Genomic DNA, 25,204 nt, shown 5'->3' on the forward strand with positions numbered 1-25,204 from the left:
CGGCAGTTAGACAAAAGCAACTGACGACGAAGTCGACCAGACAAAAGGGAGCGATCTATGCCGGAGATCAATCTAGATGCAGCCACCGACATGGTTTTGAGCCTTGTGGATCTGGAGCGCTATCCCATTGCGGATCTGGAAAGTGCCGAAGGTGCTGCGTTTCTCCAGGCCTGTCAGGACCAGATGGAGGAACATGGCTGGTGCAATCTGGATGGGTTCATCCGTCCCGGGGCACTGGCAGCTCTGGCCGATGAATCCAACGCCTTGCTACCCACCGCTGACGTACTGACCATCAAACGCAACATCTATCAGGGCGCAATTGACCCGTCGCTGCCCAAGGATGATCCGCGTCGTAAGGAATATACGCATGTGGCAACGCAATTGGCGGATGATCAGTTGCCGAATGAAACGCTTATTCAGCGGCTTTATCAGTCGCCGCGTTTGACGGACTTTGTGCGCCGCGTCCAAAAGAAAGAGGTGCTGCATCGCTGCGCCGATGAGTTTCAAGCGCTGAATGTCGTCGCCCTGCATCCAGGAAGCTGGCACGCCTGGCATTATGATACGACGGAATGCACCGTGACGCTGCTGTTGCAGGCCGCTGAAACCGGGGGTGATTTTGCCTTCTTGCCGAACTCGCGCACCGACGAAACCGAAGACCGTGAGGCGGTGGATCGTTTGCTTGCTGGTGATATGTCCCATGCGCAGAAGTTTGACCGGGGTGCCGGTACTTTTACCCTGTTTCGCGGTGGCTATTCATTGCACGGGGTGACAGAGGTCGAAGGGTCGACCCCCCGTGTCACCGCGATCATGACTTATGACGAACAGGAAGGCCGCGTGATCAGCGACGACATCAACATCCGGATCTATGGTGATCGCGTCAAAAATATCCTCGCGGAACGCGCAGCCTCCAACATCAACGCATAAAGGACCAAGCCATGAAAACTGCTCTACTCGTCATTGATGTGCAAATGGCACTGGCTCATGAGGATGCCGCCGGTGCCGTGCGATCTTGCCCCGAGGCAGGCGACAATATCGGCCGGCTTCTCAGCCGGTTTCGCGCGCACGGTGACAAGATCGTCCATGTGCATCACCACGGGCTTGACCCGGGCGATCCATTTCATGCGGATGCGCCAGGCGCGGCTGTTCAACCCTTTGCGGCACCGCAGGGGGACGAGCCGGTGATCATCAAAAACGTCTCCAGCGCCTTCGCCGGAACTTCGCTCGAAGCTGATCTGCGCGCCGACAATATTGAGCGTGTGGTCATTTGCGGGGCCACGGCCAATCACTGTGCCGAGTCTGCCGCGCGCTCTGCAAGCAGTCTGGGCTTTGAGATGGTCTATGCCTCTGACGCCGTCTGGGCTTATGACGCGACCGGGCCGGACGGAGTGACCCACAGCGCCGAACAGATCCATTCCGTCACGCTTGCCAATCTGCAGGGTGAGTTTGGTGAGGTATGTTCGACCGACACCATCCTGAACGCGTAAGCAATATAACTAACCCCGAGGACGGCGAAGATGCGCATTGGATTTATTGGGCTTGGCACCATGGGCGGCCCGGCAGCCCTGAACCTGATCAAGGGCGGGCACGACCTGACGGTCTGCGACCTTGATCGGAACCGGGCAGAAGAGCACCTGGCGCTTGGGGCGACGTGGGCAGAGACCCCTGCGGCTGCGGCGCAAGCGGCGGACATCGTGTTCACCATGGTCTTTGGACCAAAGCAAATCGAACAAGTGGCAGGCGGCGACGATGGGCTGCGATCCGCCATGTCCGCGGGGCAGGTTTGGGTGGATATGACAACAAACAAACCCGCCTTTGTGCGCGAGCTTGCAGCCACCTTTGCTGAAAACGGTGTACAGTTGATTGATGCGCCGGTCACAGGCGCCGTCGATGGTGCACGCACCGGCAATATGCCTCAATTCGCAGGTGGGGATGAGGCGACTGTCGCGCGTATTCGCCCCGTGATGGAACTGATGGGTCCGCTTCATTACATGGGCCCCAGCGGTAGCGGGTCCGTGACGAAACTGGCCAGCAATCAGCTTTGGGCCATCCACGCGACAGCCATGGGTGAGGCACTTGTCATGGCGGTGAAATCAGGTGTCGATCTGTCACGAGCCTGGGACGCGCTTAAGATCGGGGCCAGCGAAAGCTGGTGCATGCATCACGACGCCCCGTCCGTTTTTGCCGGACATTATGATCCGTCTTTCACACTGGATCTGTGCCAAAAGGATCTGGGCCTGATCGTTGAGGCCTGCGACGACGCCGGCACCGCCGCCCCGGCCACACGGCTGGTGTGCACGCAATTCGAAGCAGCCCGCGAAAAATATGGGGGTGACAAGGGCGAATTGCATGTGGTGAAGCTTGAAGAAGACAATGCTGGCGTGTCACTTCGCCTTGACGGGGATTGGGTCCCGCACTGGGAAAAATAACGAGGGGCCCAATCTGGGCCCTAACCCGGAGGACGCGTGGCGCTGGTTCATGAACACATCTGCTGCCCACCATTCGAAGGGCCGCTTTGAAGCGGTAGCTGACGCAAATGTTGATTCTTATTATTCTAACCCAACATCCTGAACAGGAATGCCCAAACCGACTTTCTTTCTCCCCATGACAACAGATGTGCGAAAGCGACGGACGTTTGAGTTGTCGAAGAACAGTCGCTTCGTGAGTTCCTGAAAATCATCCATATCCTTTGCTGTGCAGACCAGACAGAAGTCGGCGTCTCCGGTGATGTAATAGCACTGCTGTACCATAGGCTCTGATTGCGCCTGACGTGAGAATGCGTCGATCTGATCCTGACGTTCGCGTTCCAATTCGACCATGACAATGAAGCTCATCGCGACACCCAGCTTTTTAGGATCAACGATCGCGACTTCCGAAAGTATTGCGCCCGAGGTTCTGAGCGCCTTTAACCGCCGCTGAATAGAGGCCACAGACAAGCCTGTCTCGGACGCGAGCGTTTCTAGACCCATCTTGGCATCGGTTTGCATCAACTGAAGCAGGTTTCGGTCATACTGATCGAGTTTCATGAGAATTTCCCTATCTGGTAAGAAAATTTCCCGAAAATTCGGAAAAATTGACCATAATAGGTCACACTTTGCGAGTACAACTTTCTGCATGAAAAATCCAACGATACTCGATGTCGCAAAACCGCTGGCTCTGCTGGCTGCATGCCCCGCCTATAAACCAAGTCCGTTGGAGACACGCAGTCTCCAAGACAGACCTATTCTGATAAAGGATGAAACCAACAGGATGGGATTGGGCGCTTTCAAAGCGCTCGGAGGCGTTTACGCTGTTGCCAAGCTGATAGAAGCGCGCGTCGGTCATCCTTTGGAACCAAACGCCTATTTGGACGATTCCGTAAAAACCATCGCACGCACGATGACTTTTGTCTGTGCCAGTGCAGGCAATCATGGCATGGCCGTGGCGGCCGGAGCGCGGCTGTTTGGCGCAAAGGCCCGCATTCACCTTGCCGAAACAGTGCCAGAGGATTTTGCAATTCGCCTGCGGGAAAAAGGCGCGGAAGTTGTCCGATCGGGTGACGATTATGAGGCGAGCGTTGCGGCAGCCATAGCCGACGCCGAGGCGTCCGGCGCAATCCACCTCGCCGATGGATCTTGGCCTGGATATACCGAACCTCCGCGGTTGGTGATGGAGGGCTATACCGTCATCGCCGAAGAAATGCGGACAGAGTTGGAAAGCTCTGGGAATTGGCCAAGCCACGTTTACTTGCAGGCAGGCGTTGGTGGGCTTGCTGCGGGGATCGCTTACATGATCCGATCCACCTGGGCGGTTCAGCCAAAGATCATAGTGGTCGAACCTGATGCGGCCCCTTGCCTTGCCGAAAGCGCCCGGGCGGGACAGATGGTAACGGTTGAGGGCCCGGTGTCCAATATGGGGCGCTTGGACTGCAAAACGCCTTCTATGTTGGCTTTGGAAATTCTTGAACGGTGCGCCGACGACTGGGTTACGGTCACTGACCTGCAGGCCTTGGACGCTGTAAAACATGCGCGCGATCTGGGCTTTTCCACCACGCCGTCTGGCGCAGCGGGGCTTGCAGCCTTGTTGACGGACGAGGCTAAATTGCCGTTGATCGTGCTGTCCGAAGGAGACGTTCCCGATGCTTGATCTCGTTGCGTTTCGCCGTGATCTGCATGCCCACCCGGAAACAGGCTTCGCCCTTGACCGGACGTCGGATCTGATCGCGGCCGAGTTGGAACGCGCGGGACTTGAGGTCAGCCGGGGTGTGGGCCGCACGGGCATTGTGGCCACCTTGCGCCGTGGTCCGGACGAAACCGCAATCGGTTTTCGAGCCGATATGGACGCGCTGCCGATACAAGAGGCCACCAACTTGCCGTACCGCTCGGGAACGGAAGGCAAGTTTCACGGATGTGGCCACGATGGCCACAGCACCATGCTGCTGGGTGCCGCGCTGGAGCTTTCGGCGGACCCGTCCTTTGACCGCACCATTCACTTCATCTTTCAGCCCGACGAAGAGAACGGAAACGGGGCAGCCGCGATGATCGCGGACGGTTTGTTTGAACGTTTCCCGATGGCCGCGATCTTCGGCCTTCACAACATGCCCGGAATGGAGCTTGGTCGCTTTGCCACGCAAAGGGGCTCATTCTGCGCGTTCGAGGATAATTTTGAGATACGCGTTCAGGGTCAGGGCGGGCACGCGTCGATGCCGGAAAAAGGCGTTGATCCGATTGTGACTGGGGCCGCAATTGTGCAGCAGTTGCAATCGATCGTCTCTCGCTCGGTTCCGGCGAGCGAGCATGCAGTGGTTTCCGTAACGGAGTTCCTGACAGACGGCGCGCGCAACATTCTGCCTAGCAACGTAACTCTACGGGGGGATTGCCGGGGCTTTTCCAGAGATGTGTCCGAGAATATCGAGCGAAGAATGCGCGCCATAGTCGCCGGTGTATGTGCAGCACAAGGCGCTGAGGCGGAGGTTGATTACTCGACTTCCTTCCGGCCATTGGTGAACGATGCCAGAGCCACAGACATGATCGCGGATGCTGCTCGTGATGTTGGTAGCGTTGATGCGGATTACGGTCGGGTAGGATTCTCAGAGGATTTTGCAGAGTTTCTTGCGCACCGCCCCGGGGCCTTCATCCTGATGGGCAACGGATTGGAAGGGAACAATTCGATGCCGCTTCATAACCCGTCGTATGATTTTAACGACGAGGCGATCAGACATGGGATTGCGTTTTGGACCAGCACTGCACGGCGGGACTATTGACGGCAAGCGATGCCTGAATAAGCCCTAATAGCAGGCAGTTTATCCGCCCTGAAGTTCCCAATCGAACCCTCGGCCGATGTCATTTAGCTATTTTTCTTTGCTGGGCCACTTCATCTGGTGACCACCTTCAGGGCTGCATCGAGATCCAGAAACATTGCGTGACGCAGTTGGCGCAAAGCCTCATGGTCACGAACTTCAACCCGGCAGATCGCGGAAAATCTGTTTCGTATCGCCATCCGCGCCATATGAACCAAAACCCGCAGGGCGGGTGCTTTTTTCTTATGCAGACGGCAGATTCCCAAGGTTAATAGATGGTTAACATATCTCGGTACTTGATTGCGCGGCGATCTTCTTGTTTTACTGAAAATCAAAACAACCCATGCCCGAACGCGGTGTGAATATACAGTGGAAATCGGTAGCAAAACTCTGAATCTACAGAACTTTATGACGATGCGGGCAATGGAGTAGCAAGATGGATCAAGACGACGGATCATCACGCAATGAGTTTGGGAACCCTGGCTCGATTGACGATATGGTGGCGATGTATCTGGAAGCGCTTGAGGGTGTTCTGGGGTCGCTGCGGGACTACAGCGAAAAGGGTGCACGGGTCGAGCCCGACGTGATGTTTCTACTTGCGCAGGCGCAAGCCCGGTGGCTCAGTTCAGCTTTGCGGTATTGGCAGCAGATTGCGACCATCGTCTCGACCCAAGGGACAGACGCGATCGAAGCAACCATACCCAGCGCAGATGGCCCGTCAGTGGAAGCCAGACAGCTGATCGTGCTGGACAAGGCCCGTGCCGTGTTGCGCGAGATATCGGATCTGTCGCTGAGTGAGGCAAAACTGTTGCAACGTGATCTTATGGAAATCGAGGCTGAGCTTCGCAAGTCAGTCGGCCCCGAGGGTGACGACCGGGAAGGCCCCCATCGCTATGCAAAATCCAAACCATGAATAACGAAGGTGCCCGCGCCGATTGGGTGATACCGGAACTGGGATTTGAATCTGAAACCGAACGGTTGCGCACTGCCATCGGCGCGTGGGTTGACTCCACACCCGAAGAGATGCGGCCGCAGTTGGAAGAACAGTTTCTGGCCGGCTCAAAGTATTTTCGCCCATTGACCATCTTTGCCTGTCAGACGGCTGTCGGCAGCGAGGAGATCACGGATGAAACCATACAGGCAGCCGTAACGCTTGAGCTGTTTCATAACATGACGCTGGTTGTAGACGACATTCTGGACCAGTCGGACGAACGGCGCGGCAAACCGACCATGCACACGGCCTTTGGGCAACTTGCGGCGCTGATGACGTCCGGGTTCATGGTTGCTGAAGGCTATCGGATGATGGCGACCGAGCCGCAGGTGGTCGGGTTGTTGTCTGAGCTGATGTCCCGGCTTGGCGCGGCCGAGATTGCGCAGTGGAACAGCCGCACGATGCCGCGAGGGGTCGAGGATTGGCGCAAGCTGGCGCAGGAAGACACCGGTTCGATGTTCGAGGTCGCTGCTTGTCTCGGCGACCGTAGCGAGGGGTTGCGCCATTTCGGTGGTCTGCTGGGCACCCTCTATCACGCCTGCGATGACGTGTCCGACGTGCGTGGAACCGAAGCCCTAGGTGGCGGCGGTGAAGAGGACATTCGCGACGGGATTCTAACCCTGCCGGCTGCGATAGCTGTACGCGAACCTGCAATTGCCGAGATGTTCCGCGATCCGAACCCCGGCAATTACGACGCGCTGGCCGAGGCCTTTCGCGCCGCTTTGCCAGAAGCCGAGGCCGAACTGGACCGGATCGCCGCCAGCGCAATAGCCGAGGCCAGACGATTTGCCCGGAACCCCAAAAAGCTGATCACACTTGTGGATCGCACACGCGCTTTGGGCGAAGCCCGCTGATCACAAATAGGCGCGCGCTGCCTTCAGATACTGGCTGTCGAACCCTTCCTCGAACTGCGCCACCAGCGGTTCGATAAGCGTGCGTTGTTCGTCTTTGGTGGGCAGCAAAGACGCCAACCCAAGCGCGGCGCGCAGTTGCCATGCCAAAGCTGACCGGTTTTGGGCTGCGTCGAAAGCAGCGCGATAGTGCTGCTCGGCGCTGCTAGTATCGCCACGCTTCTGTGCCAATTCCCCTTTGACTAGGCTCAGGTCCAGTACGTGGTTCAATTCGCCCCCAACCTGCAGTGGTTGGTCAAGATCGTCTAGAACCCGGGCGGCATCCTCGATCCGGTCCTGTGCCAACAGCAGGCGTGCGTGATTGGCTTCAAAGCAGACGCGGTGGTAATGGACCCCGGCATTCTTGCAGGCGGCAACGGCCGTGGCCGTGATCTTTTCGGCCTCATCCAGTTGACCGAGTTGCGCCATTGCCCGGGCGCGCCAGAAGGAAGCCCAGACACCCAAGAACCTGTACCCATACTCTCCGGCAACCGCGCTGCATTCTTCGGTCAGGCCCATGACCTGTTCCCAGTCACCGTTCCAGTCATGGATGCGGATCACCCCGTTCGAAAGAGCATAGACAAGCGAATAGGGGTCAGGCAGCGACCGGGTGTAATTTAGGATGTCGTTCCCGACCTTCACCGCTTGATCCGGTCGACCCAGGGACCAGAGCGCTGCCGCCCGGAAGCACTCTGAAATCACCTTGGGTTCTGCGGCCGACAGGCGTGGCCCCGGCTGGTCCCATATGCCCTCATCATAGAGCTGTAGAACACGTTCGCCATAGCGCACCGACTCGGCGTAATCGCCGCGGTTGAAATGCGACCAAGTCTGCATCGAGGCGGAATAGACTTCATAGCGGGTATTGCCGCTGCGCGTCGCCTCGTCAGCAAGCGCCGCAAAGGTATCATGCCCTGAGCTTACGTCGCCACGCATGGTTTCGAAGGCCCCGATCCCGTATAGAACTGCGACGCGCAGGTCTGGATCGTCAACATCCAGAAATAGCTCGCGGGCGCGCTCAAATGCGGTCTGCGCCTGTGGCGAGGCGTAGCTGGTCGCCGCAAAATGCACCACGCCAATGGTCGACTGCAGTTGCAGCTCCAGCTTTGCGCGATCAGTCAGGTCATCGACCTCTCCAACATATTCCAAACCATTGCTGAGTTGAGCGAGCGCTTCTTTCATCGAAGCCCGGCCCCACGCGGATTTACCTGCCGTCAGCCAATAGGGGACTGACCGGTCACCAAGTCCGGCGGCAACAAAGTGGTTTGCCACCTGTTCCGGACCGGACTTGCAACGTTCAGGGAATTTTTCTTCCAGCGTTTCGGCAATCTTTCCATGTAATTGCTGCCGCCGCCGCCGCAATATAGATCGATACGCAGCCTCCTGAATCAAGGCATGGCGGAACATCAGACTTTGACCGGTTTGGTCCGGGTATGCGAGGTCTGCGTCACCCAGTTGCGAAAGCGAGTCCGAGAGATCGGTCAACGGAGTTCCGGTCACCTGAGACAGCAGGTCGACATCGAATTCCCGACCGATCACAGCCCCGATCTGGGCGTATTCGCGGGCGGCCCCCAGCTTGTCGAGACGCGCCATCAAACTGTCTTGCAGGGTTTCAGGCACCAGATCCGCACTGTTTCTGAATTCCATCGCAGAGCGGGTCAGCTCTTCGGCAAATAGTGGCACGCCGTCCGACCGTTCCAGCAGTTGCTGGCGTTGTTCAGGAGAAAACGTATCCGACCCTGTCATGCTGTCCAAAAGCTCTTCGACTTCTGCGGGTTTGAGGCGCGCCAGTTCGCAGGTGACCAGGTGATCTGCCTGCCAGTCATGGGTAAATTCCGGTCTGCAAGTAACAAGCAACAAGATCTGATGATCGGCGAGTTTGGCGGCGAATTTGGTCAGCAAATCCAGCGATGTGGGGTCGATCCAGTGCAAGTCTTCAAAATGCACCAACAATGGTGCCCGCTTGGACAGAACGATGACCTGCTCGATCAGCATGTCGATCGTGCGGGTCTTTTGCAACTCGGGCGAAAGGTTCAGCGGCGGATACCTGTCACAGGGCAGCGAAAACAAAGACGCCATCAGCGCGCGGGCTTCGTTCAGATCGTCTTCGGCAACGACCAGTTTTTCCAGCTTGTCCAGCCTGGCTTCGCTGTCATCGTCTTCCTTGAACCCGAGCACGGTTTCGATCTGACGGCGGATAGGGTACAGGGCCGTGTTCTCAAAATAGGGTGCGGATTGCAGGTGAAGAACAGTGGCACCTTCGCCCTTGGCCTGATCCACCACTTCATACGTGAGGCGGCTTTTGCCGATGCCAGCCTCACCTGAGACAAGGCAAACACTCCCCTTCTTAGATTTGGCGTCCTCCCAGGCCGACATCAGGCGCGTTCGTTCCGGCGTGCGCCCGACCAGAGGCGTAAGCTGCCGCCGTGCCGATGTAACTGCGAACCGGTCCTGGCGCTGTGCTGTGGATATGACACGCCACGCCACCTGGCCGGGCTCAAACCCCTTCAGATGGATGTTTTCCAGCGCCTCATAGACGAACATATCCCCCAACAGAGACTGAGTTCTTTTCCCAATGACAATTTGACCCGGCTTTGCCAGACCCTGCAATCTGGCTGCAAGGTTGGGCGTATCGCCGGCCACTGCTGAGGTTGAATTTACCCCGTTCTGGTCAAGATCACCGGCCACAACCAACCCGGTTGCAATGCCAATGCGCACCTGTAGGCGTTCACCGGCTGCAGTATCCAACGCGGCGACGGCCTCGACAATTTCCAAAGCCGCGCGGCACGCGCGTTCTGCCGCGTCCTCCTGCGCAACCGGGTAGCCAAAATAGACCACAACGCCGTCGCCAAGGTATTGGGCCACGTGCCCTCTGGCCTCTTTAACCAATTGCGAGACCGTATCCTGATACAGCGCCATGAGGTCGCGATAGTCTTCGGGATCAAGCCGCGCCGACAGGGCGGTCGAGCCGACCAGATCGCAAAACATAATGGTGAGGTGTCGCCGTTCGGCGCTTTCCTCGCCCGTCATGGCACCGCTGGGTCTGGGCTGCGCCGCATCCGGTTTCAGCGCGGTGATTGCCTTGCTGATCTTGAGTCGATGACCCAGCACCGTGACACCCATTTCTCTGAGATGGTCGCCGGTCACATCTTCAAGAATGTCCAGGTCGATGCCGTTCTCATCAAACAGTTCGGTGTATTGTGGCAGGCCAATTTCGTTCAGCCATGCCGCAATCGATTTAGTAGTCATCAGTCGTCTCTTACTCGTGCGAGGTATTCTTGGTTACTTTTTACGGGGCTTGCCGTCTTCTGTATAGTTCCAGAACATTGGACCCAGGCCCAAAGTCTTTTCGTTCCACTTACTTGCAGGCAGCCAATCCGTAAACAGTGAACCAAGGTCCTCGGGATTCGGTGTGAATTTCGACTTCGGAAACTTGAAGTCCTTCGGCGGCCATAGCTTATTAATCCCCAGCGCCTTGTCCGCAAGCGTCCAGGCTTTCGCACTGGCGGCATAGGGTGCCCAGGCGATCTTGAGGGTCTGAAACATCTGGCTGGGATAAAAATCGGGTGTGATCACTTCCACTGGTTTACCCGCATCGCCTTTGTCTGGTTCTCTCTGCGCGGCCTGACGTACGCCTTCGGCCGCGATCAACCCAGTTGCACAAGCGCCTTCGACAGTCGAGACATCCGCGAAATTCCTGACGTAAGTCCCGGCAAGAAACAGGTTCTCGAACTTGGTGTTGACCTCGGGGCGATGTTCCCAGCTGCCGGTGAGATTGGCGAAAAGCTCTTCGCCAGTATTTGTATCGACCGAAGTCTGGAACAGATCGATATCCGCCTCGGTTATCTCTAACTTGGCAGTGATTTCTCGCAGAATATAGTCGATTGCGGTTTTGGGATTTTTGAGATCTAGAATGAGGTTCTGGTTTTCGTCCCGGCGTTCGGGTTTTACAGACAGAAGCGATTTGAAATCCGAAACTGTCACATAAAGGAAGGTGTTTTTGAGGCCCCACGTCGCCGAGTAGTTGAGGAACGTCATCTCATAGGGTGTATCCATGAACACCACCACATCCGAAGGGATGCCGGGCAGTTTCCGCTTGAGATAAAGCTCGACCGACGCCATCGGCTCGGCCTCCAGGTATCTCAGCTGCCCAAGATCCGGATCGGCGTTGTAGAGATCATCAGTTACCATTGAGGCCATCGCACCGGGGGTGATGCTGATGATCACATTCTGATCGCTGACATCCACTTCGATGTCTTTCTTTGCGATCCCCCATTTGGGGTTAACTGATGGCGATTTGGTTACCTTGTCAAACACCAGCCGTTCGATCCGAGTGCCGTCTGCGTTGGGATGCACTTCGCGAATTCGGTGGCGGTACTTGAGCTCAAACCGGTCTCCGAACTGATCGAGCTTTTTGTGGAAGGGATCAATCAGAGTTTCTTTCTTGGACCCATCAAACAGCCAAAGCTGCGGAACCGGAACGCGGTTGCCGTACTTCAGGAAGGTTTTGTAGCTGCGCGCCGAAGCTTGCCAGCTGTCAATCGCCCACACGGTTTGCCAGATCTTCTCATGAAGCTTCGCCACAACATCGGTGCAATAGGGCCGCCCGCGCAGCCAGCCGTTGAACGACATCCGGTCAAGCTTGTCATCTTCACTGTCCGGGATCGAAAGCAGATCGACCATCGAATACATGAACAGGAAGAGTTCAGCAGGCGGCGCTGCGCCACCGGTGAGGTTGCGGTAAAAATCCTGAATGCCGCCGGGGTTCACCATTTCGGGCATGTTGTCGAGATCACCGTCATAGAGGAACTTGAAGGCTTCGCGTGGTGTGAAGTTGTCTTCAATTCCCAGGTCTTCTGCGACCGACCAGAAGTTGTAATACCAATTGCACAGCATGTGATAGCTATGTTCGCGCGGATAATCGCCGTGGTCGTGCTCCTTATGGGACCGCAACATTCCACCAATGAAATTGTCCTGCTCATACAGCGTGACGTGGTATCCCCGCTCCAACAAACGAAGAGCTGCGGTGAGCCCGGCGATCCCGGCCCCGACGATAGTTACCTTATGCATGCTCACTCCCTCGGTTTTCTGCGTCACAAGCCTGCAAACCCAGACCGGCGCCGTCAAAACTTATCTAAGGTTACGCTGCTTGGGGCATCAAAGGAAACTATTTCAGAGTGTTGCAGGAAAATGATCCGCAGGACGAAGGAGAGCGGTTTTACAATTTCGCAAGACCACACGGCGCGCGCAACGGGCAAACCTCTCACGAAGCCCTTTGATACATGTTGCAGCAATCCGAAAAGTGTCCCGCGGGTCCTGACCCTGGTCTGCGTAGGCCGGGCGCTTTGGGATTGTTGCCATGGCCCAAATCTCCTGTGTCGGAGACATCTTTTTCGTTTCAGGGCAGCCAAGGCGTAGCTGACGCAGTTTCACGCGCAGCACAACACTAGGTGCCAGTCGCGTAGGTCCTTGGTACATTGTAGGGAGAGAATGGTGGGTGATGAGAGACTCGAACTCCCGACATCTTCGGTGTAAGCGAAGCGCTGCATGCACCGCCGCAGGGGCAATGGGTCAATTGTCCCTCTGTGATCCTTAGATAGTGGCTCCAAAAAGTGTCTTGCAAATCCTTGTCGGCCCCCACTTGGTGTGTAGTGGAGAAGCAGTCCAAGTATTCGCAACGTAACTATACGCCGAGGCGGAAATTGGTCGGTGTCATTCCGGTTTGACCTCGGAAAAAGCGAGTGAAATGGGACTTGTCGGAATAGCCGAGCATCAGACCAATCTCCGCAATTGTCATCTGGTCTGCTTTGAGGTGCTCTTTGGCGACATCGACACGCAACCGTTTGATTTCACGGGGCAGCGTTGTGCCTTGTTGCTGAAGCGCTTTCAGAAACCGTTCTGGGCGTATTCCCAGCATTCCAGCCACCATCTCTGGCCCCAAGTTGGTTTCATCTAGTTTGTCGCGTAAGACAGAGCGCAAAGCTGCCACCACGGTTACTTCTTCCTCTTGTTGAGGTGAAGCTATGGGCTTGGCAGAGCCCTCAGAGACATGGTGCAAAAACAACCATTCCACAGGAAAACTAATTTGCATTCCAGGATCAGTCCCAAGGCCAACCTCGATCCCTTTATAGTCGATAGGCAGCCCATTGATGTATCTGCTTTCCCATCGCACGCGGGAAGGATCCCAGGAATCTCCGACGACGGTCTGCAATAGGCGTACATAGATTGCGGCACCAAAACCGGTCACCTGAATGGGTGGGACAGTTGGTTCCTGTTGCCTCTCGATACGATAAGTCGCCTTGCCTGCTTCAATCACAAGGCTGTGCCGCACAGAATTGGACTCCTGCGGTACGAGCCCAACAAAGCGGGTAAAAAACTCGTATAGCGTTTTTGTAGATTGCAAGGCTTGAGCGAAGGGCGGCCATCCTTGTAGGTCAAACACCTCACCTACATTCAGTCCTAGGTATCGATCTCCTGATACTTCTGAGAAGGCATTCACCAAACCGTAGACCAGCTCTGAGTGAACGAACACAGATGGGTCAGACAACAGTTCAGCTTTCAAGCCGACCTGATCCAATGCTGGTTGCGGATTGATTTTACGTTCGGTGAGATATTGCAGAAACGGAGCGGCTAAGGAGAGGCGAATAAAGCCCTCGCTATGCTCTTGAGAGGTGGAGTTGAAAGGCAAGTTCGTCACCCTTGTGATGATTAGTAGTTTTGATTGGTGGCCACTTTTACGATTACATTCGAACACGCCAATTCAAAAGTGGCAACCGAGGCAAGGTTTTCCGGACTACAGTTGGCAAAACATGAATATGAAGGGAGTACTTATGTCCGGTCTACGAATGTCGCTTTGCTCGACGGTAATTGTCGCTGCAGGTCTTGCTTTTTCAGCGTCCGCGCAGGCTCAGGATCAAGAAGAACCCCAAACGTTGTTTACCAACGTGCACATCTTCGATGGCGTGAATGAACAGCGTATCGAGAATGCCAGCGTATTGGTCGAGGGCAATCTGATTAAGGCCGTATCAACCGACGCAATCGATGCCCCCGACGCTACGGTCATTGATGGAGAAGGGAGGACACTGACCCCCGGCTTCATCGAAAATCATGCACACCTGATGCTGCCAGGACCCACGTTGCCCGCAATGGAAGCCAACAGCACTTGGGAAGACCTCGCGATTCACGGCACTCAAATGGCTGAGATGTACTTAATGCAAGGCTTTACCACCGTAAGAGATGCAGGTGGCGCTAATGGAGGTCTTCGCCGCGCAATCGACACCGGGACCATTGCCGGGCCGCGTTTCTACCCTGCGGCTGCTTTTCTAAGTACGCGTGGTGGCCATGCTGATTTCGCCAACTTTACGGCGCCTGTTGGCCAGTCTTCGAACTTCAGCCGTCTGAATATGGCCCAAGAAGTCGACAGCGTCTCTGACATGTACAAGTTTGCTCGTAACAACTTCCGGATGGGAGCAACACAACTGAAGTACATGCAATCAGGCGGTGTAGTTTCAGTGTTTGACCCGTGGCAGTTATTGGCAGGATCGACGGCAGAGTTAGAAGCGGCCGTGCAGGTTGCCAACGAATACGAAAGCTACGTCATGGCCCATTCCTACCGCAAGGAAACGATCATGGCGGCACTGAATGCTGGTGTGCGATCAATTGAACACGGGTTCATGTTTGATTGTGAAATATCAGCGCTGATGGAAGAGAAAGGAGCCTACATCACGACCAATCTCACCGCATTTGATCCAAATCTCTTCGATATTCCTGCCATTCGAGATGTCCCAGCCAGCTTACGAAAGGCACAGTCAGCTACGCAGGCTTTTGGCGACTACATAAAAAACATGAATGAGTGCCCAGCTAAAAGAGGGTTTCACACGGATTGCGTAGGTTCTGTAGCCGCCTGCAATATTCAAATTGCCTATGAAAAACATCTCAATAATGAGTTCTTTGGCTCTCACGCCTCGTTGGTCGCAATGACATCTACTGGCGGTGAAATCGCCGCTTTGTCCGGACCATTCATGAACCCCTATCCCGAGGGCAATCTGGGTGTGATTGAGGAAGGAGCCTATGCGGACATCCTGCTGATCGACGGTAACCCACTAGAAGACTTCTCAGTTGTGGGAACTGGTGATCAGTGGTTTGGTGCCGATCCGAGACCGGAAAGCCCTGAAACGATCCGGCTGATAATGAAGGACGGTATGATATACAAAAATACACTGAATTGACTCCAAAACTCGACCGGAGAGTATTCATGTTCTTTTGGTTTCGCTCCATCTTGCTCGCGGGTTTGGTCTGTTACGGTCATTCCGCCATGGCAACGCCAGGAACAGCGCTGGACTGGGTCGATCTTCCAGACCCATCTGTGCAGGTATATGAAGATCCCTATCGGGACCTAAGCCCCGAACAGTTCGACGACGTCCTTTTCGTTGTGCGGATGCGTGGCAGACTGCAGCAAGACGCTGGCAGCGCGGAAGAAAGACTGAAATGGCAGGAGCTTCTGACCGAAACCGAGGATGCCTTGGCGGGAGTTGACGTTGATGTCGATTGGTTGCTCGATCAAAGAGAGATTGTGAAAGAACGGCGAAGAAAGGCAGGAACAAACGGAAATCCAAAATTCGACGGTCAAACAATCACACTCGCGGGCTTTGCCATTCCTGCTCCGGGTGATCCGGACGGTCAGTCTGTGGCATATTTGGTGCCAGAACGAGGGATGTGCAGTCACATGCCGCCACCTCCGCCCAACCAGATGATACGTGTGCGGCTGAATGGCGACTGGGCGCCCAGCTACTACCACGAACCCGTTCGGCTGACGGGCACGCTGACTATCGATCCTTCTGTTCAGAATATGATGGTTGTGGACGGCCTCGTGCCTATGAAAGCGACTTTCCAGTTAGAGACGGAACGTGTCGAAACTCTGGAAACTGAAGCACACGGGCTGGAATGGAAGCAACGTGCTGCTGATCGCATCCGAGCGGCGGGCCATCGCAAGACCGGCGGGGCAAAGGCGTCTGAATGATAAGATTTCTCGTTGTCGCACTGAGTATTGTCTTTGCTGGCGCAGCGTCGGCTCAGGGACTATCCGGGCCATCTTCGGTTGAAGCTGATCTAAAGCCCGGAGATGGGCTAACCGATCCGCAATACCGTTCCGATTTTCCACGCAATATCGCTCCGGGTTGGTTTCAGTGGAAAGATCGACTGGCTGAGGGAGGGTTTCGGTTCAACGTGGACTATTTGGCGTTGGGCCAAACCACGAACGCGAATCTGGGGGAGGGCGAAGCTTCCAGTGGAATTGCGCGGTTCTATGGCAGTTGGCAGGCGACTGAACGGGGGTCTCTGACATTCAAGATCGAAGACCGGCACAGTTATACCAATGTTGCCCCGCAATTCCTTGGGCTAGATGGTGGAGCCCTTTCGATCACAGGGACGGCCTTCAACGATAATGGTTTACTGCTGACCAACCTGTTCTGGACCCAAAGGGCCGAGAACGGCGCGTGGACGCTGCAAGTCGGGCAGATTGATGTAACAGACTTTGTGGATATCTATGGGTTGGTCAGCCCTTACAGTGGTTTCCAAAACCTGTCTTTTAATACCAATCCGACAATTAACACGCCCAACCAAGGTCTTGGCATTGCCGGTGGGGTAAAGCTGAGCGAAAACTTCTACGCTGTTGCGAGCGTCTCAGACGCAAACGCCGACCCGTCTGATCCAAACTTTGATGTGTTTAGCGACGGCAATCTCTTTAAATCGCTCGAACTCGGCTACACCTCCGGGTTTGACCGCATCTATTTCGACAATATCCATCTGACCCTCTGGCATGCGGATGCGGCCGACGATGGCAGCCGCCCTGAAGACTATGGGGCTGCATTTTCAGCGGCATGGTTTGTTGGCAATAAATGGATGCCATTCTTTCGGGCAGGGGCCTCAAAAGGAACAGCGGCGCTTTACGATCGGTCCATCTCTGCAGGTTTGGGATATTACGGTCGCAATACTGATCTGGCCGGGCTGGGCCTGAACTGGGCTGAGGCAAGAGGTATAGACGGTGACCAATTCACGCTCGAAGCATTCTACCGTTTTTCAATCTCGCCCGGACTGCAGATCACGCCGTCACTGCAGTTCATTTCTGACCCGCTGCAGGACCCCACTCAGGACCGTATTACGCTGTTCGGCCTAAGAACCCGGATCGTTTTCTAGTGTGAGTCCAAAGCAGACGCCAAAAACAACAAAACACTCAGTTTTGTCGACAAAAGAGAGGATCTATCCATGCGTACCTTGTTTCTGGCATGCACGTTGTCTGTGTGTTCGACTTTGTGTTTCGCGCAGACTTACGACGTTGTCATTCTCAACGGTCGGGTAATGGACCCGGAAACCGGGTTCGATCAGATCGCTAACGTGGGAATAAGCAACGGCTGGATCACTGCAATTACTGACGAAGAAATTAATGGTAGCGAGTCCATCGACGCAACAGGGCACGTTGTTGCCCCCGGGTTTATCGATCTCGAGCAGCACGGGCTGGACCCTTGGGGTATCAAGGTAAACCTTCGTGATGGCGTGACGACTCAAATGGATTTTGAGGTTGGGGCAGCGAACATCGACGAATGGTATAGTGCGCGCGAAGGCGCAACACAGGCAAACTATGGCACGGTCGTTGGGCAAGAATTCGCACGGATGCGGGTTCATGACGGCCTCGTGCTTGAAGGTGGGGATATAGACTTCCGGAACTTCTTCGCACTGCGGGCACAATCCGTGGAAGATGGCGTCGAGGGGTGGTCTTCTGTTCCAAGCAACCGCGAGCAGATGAACGAAATCACTGCCCAGTTGGATGAGGGACTACGTCTTGGAGCACTCGGTGTGGGATCGACCATCGGCTACGCCCGCGAAGGTATTACCACCTATGAGATGTTCGAAGCGCAGCGGGCTGCGGCGCGTTACGGTAGACTGACTTCCGTCCATCACCGATTTCATCCCAGTGCTTCTACACCGACAGAAACACAGACGGGTGTAAATGAAATCTTGGTCAACGCGATGGTGCTTGGCGCACCGCTCCACATACACCATGACAATGACTATGGCTGGTGGGAAAATCAGGAAAAACTCCAAATGGCCCGCGATCAAGGCTACAATGTCTGGTCCAGTTACTATCCTTGGACCGCCGGATCGGGAAACTACGGAGCCTCGATCATCGCCCCTGAAAATTGGGAAGGTTCGATGGGGTACAAATACGAAGACACCATCTTTGACCCCCAGCTCGATCGCTTCGTGACAAAAGACGAGTTTTTGAGCTTCGCTGAGAATGAACCGGGACGGACGGCAATTGTTTTTAGCCCGCCAAGGGAGCAATGGCTGAATGATTGGATCACCATCGCAGGCTATGGTATCTCGGGCGACGGTATGGCCGGGCTGGATATCGAGGGCAATCTGATGAGTTGGGATGCCCCCTATGAAGACTATGCGGGGCATCCTCGGTCAGCAGGCAGCCACGCGCTTGTCTTGAGACTGGCGCGCGAAGCGAATGTGCCGCTTATGCTCACACTCACTCAGCTAAGTTACATCCATGCGAAGCGATTAGGTGACACGGGCTTGCGGGCAATGCAGGTGCGTGGGCGAATGCAAGAAGGCATGGTCGCGGACATCACGATTTTTGATCCGGAGACTGTGACCGAAAAGGCGAACTATACTCTCGGTCAGCAAGGTCTTCCGTCGGAAGGCATTCCGTATGTGCTCGTTAACGGATCCCTTGTTGTTAAGAACAGTGAAGTGCAGCGAGATGTTTATGCCGGACAGCCGATCCGGTTTCCAGTCGAGGAGAGCGTGCGTTTCGTTCCGGCTGGTCGCGAGCAGATCATGGGTATTCTCACACCGGATACCGGCACGGCCCGTCCAACGCTGCTCGATGATATTACAAATAGTGAAGCCAGTGTCGCACCTTTTGCTACACCAACCAATCAGATTGCATCGATAGAGCCCACCGACCCCTTTGATTGGTTTACGCCTCGCAACGGCCGAGATGACGGCGCCCTTTTCTTTTGCGTTGTGCATGCTCGCTTTGAGGACCGCGCAACAGCAAAACGTGATTATGCGAAGGCTATGTTGTCTAAAGCTGGGGGGCAATAAACTCGAGCCAATAGAGAAACACAGAGCAAACTACCTACCAGAATGCAAAGACGATGCGCAGCGAACACAGTTCCACGGGTGGCACAGCAAAAGGTGCTATTCGCGTAAGACTTTGATACATTGCGAGGAAAGGATGGTGGGTGATGAGAGACTCGAACTCCCGACATCTTCGGTGTAAACGAAGCGCTCTACCAACTGAGCTAATCACCCGTGACGGTGCATTTAGCTAAGCCTGCGCCCGGGTGCAAGAGGGTCTGGCAGAATTTCTTTCCCAGAATCTGATTTGTTAGCCACTGACAATTCAATCGGGCGGGAAATTCGCCGTGCCTCGTGTTGCGGGGTCGTTTCGATTGTGAGGGGCCTGTCGTTTTGCGTTCTACGTCGTGGGCGATTGCAAAGGCGCTTGCGTGTCACCTGCCGCCTCAGATATCCCCAAAGGAACTGCAACTTTCCAGGCGGGAGAAAACCGATCCTGTCCCACGCGCGCCGAGTTCTGATTGCGGCCCTGGTTCTGGGCGCTTTGACGCTGGCCCCGCTTCGCGCGGGGGCAGAGGGGACTTTGGTGTTTGCTGCGGCCAGCCTCAAGACTGCGCTTGATGAGGTGGCATCTGAATTTGAGCAGGAAACTGGGCAGGGCATAACTGTATCTTACGCGGCCTCGTCCGTTCTGGCGCGCCAGATTCAGTTGGGTGCCCCGGCAGACCTGTTCATTTCCGCCAACGTTGATTGGATGAATGTGCTGCAAGATCAGGGCCTAATTGACCCCACAACTCGTGTAGATTTGCTGGGCAATGGCCTGGTTCTGGTCGCTGGGAGCGAAGGGGCTGACATTGGCGAAATGCGGCCCGGGGTCGCTTTGGGCTCCGCACTGGACGGTGGATATCTGGCCATGGCGCTGGTTGATGCCGTGCCGGCTGGGGTCTACGGAAAGGCGGCGTTGGAAAGCCTGGGGCTGTGGCAGGGCATTCAGGGTCAGATCGCCCAGACGGATAGCGTGCGCGCAGCCCTTGCACTTGTTGCCACAGGTGCTGCCCCAATGGGGATCGTTTACCGATCCGACGCGCAGGTCGAGGGACGGGTTCGTGTCATCGCCGAATTTTCGCCCGACCTGCATCCGCCCATCATCTACCCGGCGGCTCTGACGGCTGCCGGTGCTGAATCCGCGCGGGTGTTTCTGAATCACCTGCAATCTCAGGCCGCGCGGGCTGTTTTTGAAAAGCAGGGTTTCACCCTGCCGAACGGATAGCGGTATGGGGTGGTTGGGACCTGCAGAGCTTGAGGCGCTGAAGTTGTCGCTACGTGTGTCGTTTTGGGCAACACTGGTGACATTGCCGTTGGGCATATTCGTTGCCTACGCGCTGGCACGTTGGCGGTTTCCGGGTCGGCAGGTCTTGAATGGGCTGGTGCATCTGCCGTTGATCCTGCCGCCGGTGGTGACCGGCTATCTGCTTCTTCTGACATTTGGAATTCAGGGGCCGCTGGGCAAGTTGCTGGCAGAGATCGGAATTGTCGTGGCGTTTCGTTGGACCGGGGCTGCCCTTGCCGCGGGTATCATGGCATTTCCGCTGATGGTGAGGGCCATACGCCTGTCGATCGAAGCTGTGGACCCCAAACTGGAACAGGCCGGGGCCACACTGGGTGCATCACGTCTGTTTGTGTTTGCCACGGTGACCCTTCCGATGATCCTGCCCGGCGTCATCGCCGGTGCAATACTGGCCTTTGCCAAAGCGATGGGAGAGTTCGGGGCAACGATTACCTTTGTGTCGAACATCCCCGGTCAGACGCAAACCCTGCCGTCAGCGGTCTATGCCTTCCTGCAAGTTCCGGGTGGCGAAGCTGCGGCCACCCGTTTGGTGGTGATCTCGATCGTGGTTGCCATGAGCGCGCTGCTGTTGTCCGAGTTCATTGGGCGGCGCGTTGCGGCGCGGGTGGCCGGATCATGAGCCTGTCCGTTCGCCTGCAGCACGATCTGCCTGACCTCAAGCTGGATCTGAGTTTTGATGCCCCACCCGGTGTGACGGTTCTGTTTGGGCGGTCCGGGTCTGGAAAGACAACCATCGTAAATGCAGTCGCCGGTTTGGTGAAACCCATGGCCGGTCGGGTTGCTGTAGACGAGTGGGAGCTATTTGACACCGCGCAAGGCCTTTGGTTGCCGCCGCACAAAAGGCGGCTGGGCTATATCTTTCAGGAAGGTCGTCTTTTCCCACATCTCACTGTGCGCCAGAACCTGTTCTACGGAAAATGGTTCGCGCCCAAGGGTGCGCGCCGCGAAAGCCCGGACAAAGTGATCGAAATGCTGGGGATCGGGCACCTGTTGAACCGGCGCCCCTCGGGGTTGTCCGGCGGGGAAAAGCAGCGCGTTGCCATTGGCCGCGCTCTTCTGGCCAGTCCACGGTTGATCCTTGCGGATGAGCCTCTGGCCGCATTGGACGACGCGCGAAAGGCTGAGATATTGCCTTATATTGAACGGCTGCGGGATGAGGTTTCAGTACCAATTTTGTACGTCACACACTCGGCCGCGGAAGTTGCGCGTTTGGCGACGTCGGTTGTCGCGTTGCAAGAGGGCAAGGTCCTGCGGCATGGCCCTGCCTCCGAAGTATTAGCCGATCCGTCAGTCGCACCGGCTGGTGTGCGGGCTGTCGGTGCAGTGTTGCAGGTTCGGGTCGTCAAACATCATTCGGACGGGCTGACTGAGTTGGACGCAGGCGGGTCGTCTTTGTTTCTGCCCCGGGTACCCCTGCAAATTGCGGAAGAACTGCGAATCCGCATTCCCGCGCAAGAGGTTATTCTGTCCAGCAAACGCCCCGAGGGTCTTTCGGCTTTAAATGTTCTGGAAGGTACGGTCGACACGATCCGCGCGGGCGAAGGGCCGGGTGCTATTGTGTCCGTAAGAACACCCGCGGGTTCTGTTTTGGCCCGGGTTACTCGCCGTTCCGTCGAAGCGTTGGGATTGGAACCGGGCAAACCCTGTTTTGCGGTCATCAAAACGGTCGCACTGGCACCGCAAGACGTGGGTGGGCACTTGCGCGGGGTCTAAGCCAGCGCGCGGGCTTCGAATTCTCGCAGGATCAGGCGGGCTGCTCGGCCGAATCCTAGCCCATTCGGCATGGCTGTGTCCGGGAAAATGGCGGCGAGCTCCTGCAATGCGTCCGAGGACAGAGTGTACAGGGATTCTTCGCCGAGATAGAGGCTTTCAGCCAGTGCGCCCTCGGCTGTCAGTATTTCGTGGCTATCCAGCAGGATGTGAAAATACTCGACCGGGTCATCCGAGGTGTCAATCGCGATACCTGGCCAGGAACAAAGGTGCTTGGCCGCAACCAGCGCGTCGGGCGCGCCGAACAAAAGCTCGACCTTTGGTCCGCTGACCAGAATGCGGTGTTGCTGTGATACCAGCAGATCGCGTTCGGGCCGTCCTGCGCCAAGGCTGCCAGCTTTGATCCGAACCGGGCGCATGGCCGGATTGTCTCGCAATCGGTCCGGCGATAAGGCGCTGCTTTCCACCCACCGGATCGGTTGCAGCCCGCGATCTACAGTCATCACATTGTCGCCAACGCTCAGGGTTTCTATCATTCGACTGCCACTTTCGGCCTGGATCAACGTGCCTGCAGTAAAGCACACGCCTTCAAGAGTGATGGTGATAACCTGGGTCAGGTTGTAGGGAGCGATATTCAGGGAACTGTCAATTTCAAGCCCGGTGACTTGCACGGTGAAGGTATCGGTGACGATATCTCCAAACGGGATATCGTCAAAATCGCTTTGGTTGACCGTATAGGTCCACTCGCCGGTATTGGGATCAATGGATGCGACACCCAGCAACGGTTGTTGAGATATGGTCCAGTTTTGCGACAGCGGAAAGCCGTCCAGACCCAAATCTCCGGTTGCCACATTTGGAGGGTCTCCGGTTACAAAGCCAGTTGTTGTCCCTACTATCGATACCATTTCAAGACCTCTCCATTTTCAGGACCTCACGAAATTCTTTCTTCCGGTAAACCTTCATGTGTACGTCCCCCGCGTCGTCGCGGGTCCACTCCACGATGCGATTTCGGGTCAGGTCGCTGTCCATCCGATTGGTTCGGACCCGAGGGTGGGGGATTTCTTTTTTCAGTATTTCGACGATCTGGTTGGTCTGTCCAAACGGGGCCACAAGGTCGACGATCCAGAAGGACGTGCCGCTGGCAAAGTCCGTATCTTTCAGCGGTTTTTCCTGAATGGCGTACCGACGCTCGGCTTCGGGGCTGAGGCCGGCGAAGGTCACAAACCCGCGTGGGAAACCGTTCTGCCGGAAAATGTGGTACTGGTTCAGCCGAAAAGGCGTTTCAAAAGCATAGAGCACCTGCCCGAGGGTGCGCGGCCTGTGTGTATTGGTCAGCGATGCAAGATAGAACATGGCGCCGAAATCCGCGTATTTTTCGGACGGGATATCAAACCAGTCATTTGGAAACGCTTTGCTCAAAACAAACCCCAGCCAATATATGCCTTGATCCTAATTGCTTATAATCAAAAATGATACTGATTTGCCTGTATGTGCTGTGTCGGGGTCCTGTCGGCCGAATTCCCGAAAATGGTGCCGCTTTACTCGGACCACGTGTCCGGTATGATCTTGAATAAGTGTTTCGAAACAGGAATTGCCATTATGCGAGTTTTGAAAATAGCGGCCCTGGCAACATTTGCGGTGTCGCCTTTATTTGCACAGGGAATTGGGATCGGAATCGGCGCTTACCCGGGTTTTAAAACCACAGTCACTCCTATGAACAACGGTGTTTACGAGGTCGCCGTCAGTGGGTCTTCGGCCCCGGTCGCGTATTGGTGCGGGATAGGCGACTTTGCTATTCGCAGCCTGAGAACAAAAGCAACCCAGCGTATCTATATAGTTCGGGCCTACGAAAAAGGCGTGCGCACGGTGCAGTTTTCACTCACCCCACCCGATGGTGTCGATACCACGCCGGGATATTCGATTACCGTAAAACGTGTGGGTGAGAACATGTCGGCGGGGTCCGCGCAGGGCTATTGCTTTGACAACTTCCTGGATTTTGGGTTCCGCTAATCTATCAGGCCCATTTTGCCATTGGAGGAAGGCTCATCAACACCGCATCCGGGTCATGGCCGGTTTCCAGCCCGAATTTTGTGCCCCGGTCGTAGACGAGGTTGTATTCGGCATAAAGGCCCCGATGCACCAGTTGCGTGTCTTTGGCCGCTTCGTCAAAACCCTGGACTCGGCGCTTTTCCACCAATGGCAGGAAAGCAGGCAGGAACGCGCGACCGATATCCTGGGTCAGCGCGAAATCTGCGGCCCAGTCTCCGGTGCAATAGTCATCCATGAATATCCCGCCTACGCCTCGGGCGCGCTTGCGGTGAGGGATATAGAAATACTCATCAGCCCAGTCTTTCAGGCGAGGGTAATGGCCGGGACCATGTGGATCCAGATGCGCCTTTTGGGTGGCATGAAAATGCGCTGTGTCCTCATCATATTCGATGCAGGGATTCAGGTCCGAACCGCCGCCGAACCACCATGCGTGCGGGGTCCAGAACATGCGGGTGTTCATATGAACGGCCGGTACATGCGGGTTTTGCATATGCGCGACCAGAGAAATTCCCGACGCCCAGAAACGCGGATCTTCGGCCATCCCCGGAATCCCCTTACGCGCCGCCATGGCCTGTTGCGCTCGCGCACCCAAAGTGCCGTATACGGTCGAGACATTGACGCCGACCTTTTCAAAGACTCGCCCGCCACGCATCACGGACATCAACCCGCCGCCCGCATCGCTGCCGTCCTCGGATTGGCGTTTGGTTTCCTTGACCTCGAACCGGCCAGGTGCTGCGTCTGCAAAAGGGCCAGAGTTGTGGGTGTCTTCAAGTGCCTCAAACGCGGCGACAATCTCATCGCGCAATTGGCGGAACCACGCGGCGGCGGTTGATTTTTCGGTATCGAACATAGGG

The 25,204-nt window shown here is 56.0% G+C and carries 22 protein-coding genes and 1 tRNA gene; 15 read left to right on the forward strand and 8 right to left on the reverse strand.

The window, feature by feature from the left end; translation table 11 throughout:
* Window positions 1–57: 57 nt before the first annotated feature.
* Genes AC2FIO_RS16370 through AC2FIO_RS16380 form a run of 3 tightly spaced genes read left to right on the forward strand, consistent with a single transcriptional unit; the run spans window position 58 to window position 2,426 of the window.
* Window positions 58–924 (forward strand): HalD/BesD family halogenase, encoded by an 867-nt coding sequence (locus tag AC2FIO_RS16370; protein ID WP_496698942.1) that lies wholly within the window; start codon window positions 58–60, stop codon window positions 922–924.
* Window positions 925–935: 11 nt separating this feature from the next.
* Window positions 936–1,484, forward strand: a complete 549-nt coding sequence (locus tag AC2FIO_RS16375) for an isochorismatase family protein (RefSeq protein WP_109312362.1) — start codon at window positions 936–938, stop codon at window positions 1,482–1,484.
* Between the two features lie 30 nt (window positions 1,485–1,514).
* Window positions 1,515–2,426, forward strand: a complete 912-nt coding sequence (locus AC2FIO_RS16380) for an NAD(P)-dependent oxidoreductase (RefSeq protein WP_282169714.1) — start codon at window positions 1,515–1,517, stop codon at window positions 2,424–2,426.
* 120 nt (window positions 2,427–2,546) lie between these two features.
* Here the strand turns inward: AC2FIO_RS16380 and AC2FIO_RS16385 are convergent, their stop codons facing one another.
* Complete coding sequence (locus AC2FIO_RS16385; protein ID WP_348774906.1) at window positions 2,547–3,023, reverse strand: Lrp/AsnC family transcriptional regulator; 477 nt, start codon at window positions 3,021–3,023, stop codon at window positions 2,547–2,549.
* Between the two features lie 88 nt (window positions 3,024–3,111).
* Here AC2FIO_RS16385 and AC2FIO_RS16390 point away from each other — a divergent pair, with 88 nt between their 5' ends.
* The 4 genes from AC2FIO_RS16390 (at window position 3,112) to AC2FIO_RS16405 (ending at window position 7,120) form a co-directional block, all read left to right on the forward strand.
* Window positions 3,112–4,122 (forward strand): pyridoxal-phosphate dependent enzyme, encoded by a 1,011-nt coding sequence (locus AC2FIO_RS16390; RefSeq protein WP_496698944.1) that lies wholly within the window; start codon window positions 3,112–3,114, stop codon window positions 4,120–4,122.
* Window positions 4,115–5,239: a M20 aminoacylase family protein gene (locus AC2FIO_RS16395; protein WP_496698945.1), complete on the forward strand. Its 1,125-nt coding sequence runs from the start codon at window positions 4,115–4,117 to the stop codon at window positions 5,237–5,239. The genes AC2FIO_RS16390 and AC2FIO_RS16395 overlap by 8 nt, the downstream gene beginning before the upstream one ends.
* A 472-nt stretch (window positions 5,240–5,711) precedes the next feature.
* Window positions 5,712–6,188 (forward strand): hypothetical protein, encoded by a 477-nt coding sequence (locus tag AC2FIO_RS16400; RefSeq protein ID WP_058273394.1) that lies wholly within the window; start codon window positions 5,712–5,714, stop codon window positions 6,186–6,188.
* Complete coding sequence (locus AC2FIO_RS16405) at window positions 6,185–7,120, forward strand: polyprenyl synthetase family protein (protein ID WP_496698947.1); 936 nt, start codon at window positions 6,185–6,187, stop codon at window positions 7,118–7,120. Before AC2FIO_RS16400 ends, AC2FIO_RS16405 begins: the two co-directional genes overlap by 4 nt.
* On the opposite strand, the gene AC2FIO_RS16410 is transcribed toward AC2FIO_RS16405, so the two are convergent.
* The 3 genes from AC2FIO_RS16410 to AC2FIO_RS16420 all read right to left on the reverse strand — a co-directional run bounded on the left by AC2FIO_RS16410 (window position 7,121) and on the right by AC2FIO_RS16420 (window position 13,841).
* The gene (locus AC2FIO_RS16410) at window positions 7,121–10,402 is read right to left on the reverse strand and encodes an adenylate/guanylate cyclase domain-containing protein (RefSeq protein WP_496698949.1); all 3,282 of its coding nucleotides are present in this window, start codon (window positions 10,400–10,402) and stop codon (window positions 7,121–7,123) included.
* A 33-nt stretch (window positions 10,403–10,435) separates the two neighbouring features.
* Window positions 10,436–12,223: an FAD-dependent oxidoreductase gene (locus AC2FIO_RS16415; protein ID WP_282169709.1), complete on the reverse strand. Its 1,788-nt coding sequence runs from the start codon at window positions 12,221–12,223 to the stop codon at window positions 10,436–10,438.
* Between the two features lie 613 nt (window positions 12,224–12,836).
* Window positions 12,837–13,841 (reverse strand): AraC family transcriptional regulator, encoded by a 1,005-nt coding sequence (locus AC2FIO_RS16420; protein WP_496698952.1) that lies wholly within the window; start codon window positions 13,839–13,841, stop codon window positions 12,837–12,839.
* A 127-nt stretch (window positions 13,842–13,968) separates the two neighbouring features.
* Here AC2FIO_RS16420 and AC2FIO_RS16425 point away from each other — a divergent pair, with 127 nt between their 5' ends.
* The 4 genes from AC2FIO_RS16425 (at window position 13,969) to AC2FIO_RS16440 (ending at window position 19,267) form a co-directional block, all read left to right on the forward strand.
* Entirely contained in the window at window positions 13,969–15,381 is a 1,413-nt protein-coding gene (locus tag AC2FIO_RS16425; protein ID WP_496698953.1) for a metal-dependent hydrolase family protein, read from the forward strand.
* 86 nt (window positions 15,382–15,467) lie between these two features.
* Window positions 15,468–16,172 carry a DUF3299 domain-containing protein gene (locus AC2FIO_RS16430; protein WP_496698955.1) on the forward strand — a complete coding sequence of 235 codons (705 nt, stop codon included), beginning with the start codon at window positions 15,468–15,470 and terminating at the stop codon, window positions 16,170–16,172.
* On the forward strand, window positions 16,169–17,347 hold the full coding sequence (locus AC2FIO_RS16435) for a carbohydrate porin (protein ID WP_496698957.1): 1,179 nt from the start codon (window positions 16,169–16,171) through the stop codon (window positions 17,345–17,347). Before AC2FIO_RS16430 ends, AC2FIO_RS16435 begins: the two co-directional genes overlap by 4 nt.
* 69 nt (window positions 17,348–17,416) lie before the next feature.
* Window positions 17,417–19,267, forward strand: coding sequence for an amidohydrolase family protein (locus AC2FIO_RS16440; protein WP_496698959.1), 1,851 nt, complete (start codon window positions 17,417–17,419; stop codon window positions 19,265–19,267).
* A 134-nt stretch (window positions 19,268–19,401) separates the two neighbouring features.
* Here AC2FIO_RS16440 and AC2FIO_RS16445 read toward each other — a convergent pair.
* Window positions 19,402–19,477: transfer RNA gene (locus AC2FIO_RS16445), tRNA-Val, on the reverse strand.
* A gap of 262 nt (window positions 19,478–19,739) precedes the next feature.
* Here AC2FIO_RS16445 and modA point away from each other — a divergent pair.
* Genes modA through modC form a run of 3 tightly spaced genes read left to right on the forward strand, consistent with a single transcriptional unit; the run spans window position 19,740 to window position 22,304 of the window.
* On the forward strand, window positions 19,740–20,513 hold the full coding sequence (modA, locus tag AC2FIO_RS16450; RefSeq protein WP_496698985.1) for a molybdate ABC transporter substrate-binding protein: 774 nt from the start codon (window positions 19,740–19,742) through the stop codon (window positions 20,511–20,513).
* A 4-nt stretch (window positions 20,514–20,517) separates the two neighbouring features.
* Window positions 20,518–21,210, forward strand: a complete 693-nt coding sequence (modB, locus tag AC2FIO_RS16455; RefSeq protein WP_058278495.1) for a molybdate ABC transporter permease subunit — start codon at window positions 20,518–20,520, stop codon at window positions 21,208–21,210.
* Window positions 21,207–22,304, forward strand: coding sequence for a molybdenum ABC transporter ATP-binding protein (modC, locus tag AC2FIO_RS16460; protein WP_496698961.1), 1,098 nt, complete (start codon window positions 21,207–21,209; stop codon window positions 22,302–22,304). Before modB ends, modC begins: the two co-directional genes overlap by 4 nt.
* Here the strand turns inward: modC and AC2FIO_RS16465 are convergent.
* Window positions 22,301–23,206, reverse strand: a complete 906-nt coding sequence (locus AC2FIO_RS16465; RefSeq protein WP_496698963.1) for a Hint domain-containing protein — start codon at window positions 23,204–23,206, stop codon at window positions 22,301–22,303. The genes modC and AC2FIO_RS16465 overlap by 4 nt on opposite strands.
* Window position 23,207: 1 nt before the next feature.
* Window positions 23,208–23,720 (reverse strand): toxin-activating lysine-acyltransferase, encoded by a 513-nt coding sequence (locus AC2FIO_RS16470; protein WP_496698965.1) that lies wholly within the window; start codon window positions 23,718–23,720, stop codon window positions 23,208–23,210.
* Between the two features lie 294 nt (window positions 23,721–24,014).
* Between AC2FIO_RS16470 and AC2FIO_RS16475 the strand changes: the two genes are divergently transcribed.
* On the forward strand, window positions 24,015–24,311 hold the full coding sequence (locus AC2FIO_RS16475; protein ID WP_496698967.1) for a hypothetical protein: 297 nt from the start codon (window positions 24,015–24,017) through the stop codon (window positions 24,309–24,311).
* Between the two features lie 4 nt (window positions 24,312–24,315).
* Here the strand turns inward: AC2FIO_RS16475 and hemF are convergent, their stop codons facing one another.
* The gene (gene hemF / locus AC2FIO_RS16480) at window positions 24,316–25,200 is read right to left on the reverse strand and encodes an oxygen-dependent coproporphyrinogen oxidase (protein WP_496698969.1); all 885 of its coding nucleotides are present in this window, start codon (window positions 25,198–25,200) and stop codon (window positions 24,316–24,318) included.
* Window positions 25,201–25,204 lie beyond the last annotated feature (4 nt).

The organism is Ruegeria sp. CDSB086 (genome assembly GCF_059611065.1).

Bases quoted from the DNA above. Each gene is read 5' to 3' on its own strand.
- modB (WP_058278495.1), top strand. From the start codon at position 20,518: ATGGGGTGGTTGGGACCTGCAGAGCTTGAGGCGCTGAAGTTGTCGCTA.
- AC2FIO_RS16425 (WP_496698953.1), top strand. From the start codon at position 13,969: ATGAAGGGAGTACTTATGTCCGGTCTACGAATGTCGCTTTGCTCGACG.
- AC2FIO_RS16380 (WP_282169714.1), top strand. From the start codon at position 1,515: ATGCGCATTGGATTTATTGGGCTTGGCACCATGGGCGGCCCGGCAGCC.
- AC2FIO_RS16370 (WP_496698942.1), top strand. From the start codon at position 58: ATGCCGGAGATCAATCTAGATGCAGCCACCGACATGGTTTTGAGCCTT.
- AC2FIO_RS16400 (WP_058273394.1), top strand. From the start codon at position 5,712: ATGGATCAAGACGACGGATCATCACGCAATGAGTTTGGGAACCCTGGC.
- AC2FIO_RS16410 (WP_496698949.1), bottom strand. From the start codon at position 10,402: ATGACTACTAAATCGATTGCGGCATGGCTGAACGAAATTGGCCTGCCA.
- AC2FIO_RS16385 (WP_348774906.1), bottom strand. From the start codon at position 3,023: ATGAAACTCGATCAGTATGACCGAAACCTGCTTCAGTTGATGCAAACC.
- AC2FIO_RS16465 (WP_496698963.1), bottom strand. From the start codon at position 23,206: ATGGTATCGATAGTAGGGACAACAACTGGCTTTGTAACCGGAGACCCT.
- AC2FIO_RS16415 (WP_282169709.1), bottom strand. From the start codon at position 12,223: ATGCATAAGGTAACTATCGTCGGGGCCGGGATCGCCGGGCTCACCGCA.
- hemF (WP_496698969.1), bottom strand. From the start codon at position 25,200: ATGTTCGATACCGAAAAATCAACCGCCGCCGCGTGGTTCCGCCAATTG.
- AC2FIO_RS16440 (WP_496698959.1), top strand. From the start codon at position 17,417: ATGCGTACCTTGTTTCTGGCATGCACGTTGTCTGTGTGTTCGACTTTG.
- AC2FIO_RS16475 (WP_496698967.1), top strand. From the start codon at position 24,015: ATGAACAACGGTGTTTACGAGGTCGCCGTCAGTGGGTCTTCGGCCCCG.
- modC (WP_496698961.1), top strand. From the start codon at position 21,207: ATGAGCCTGTCCGTTCGCCTGCAGCACGATCTGCCTGACCTCAAGCTG.
- AC2FIO_RS16405 (WP_496698947.1), top strand. From the start codon at position 6,185: ATGAATAACGAAGGTGCCCGCGCCGATTGGGTGATACCGGAACTGGGA.
- AC2FIO_RS16435 (WP_496698957.1), top strand. From the start codon at position 16,169: ATGATAAGATTTCTCGTTGTCGCACTGAGTATTGTCTTTGCTGGCGCA.
- AC2FIO_RS16395 (WP_496698945.1), top strand. From the start codon at position 4,115: ATGCTTGATCTCGTTGCGTTTCGCCGTGATCTGCATGCCCACCCGGAA.
- AC2FIO_RS16375 (WP_109312362.1), top strand. From the start codon at position 936: ATGAAAACTGCTCTACTCGTCATTGATGTGCAAATGGCACTGGCTCAT.
- AC2FIO_RS16390 (WP_496698944.1), top strand. From the start codon at position 3,112: ATGAAAAATCCAACGATACTCGATGTCGCAAAACCGCTGGCTCTGCTG.
- AC2FIO_RS16430 (WP_496698955.1), top strand. From the start codon at position 15,468: ATGGCAACGCCAGGAACAGCGCTGGACTGGGTCGATCTTCCAGACCCA.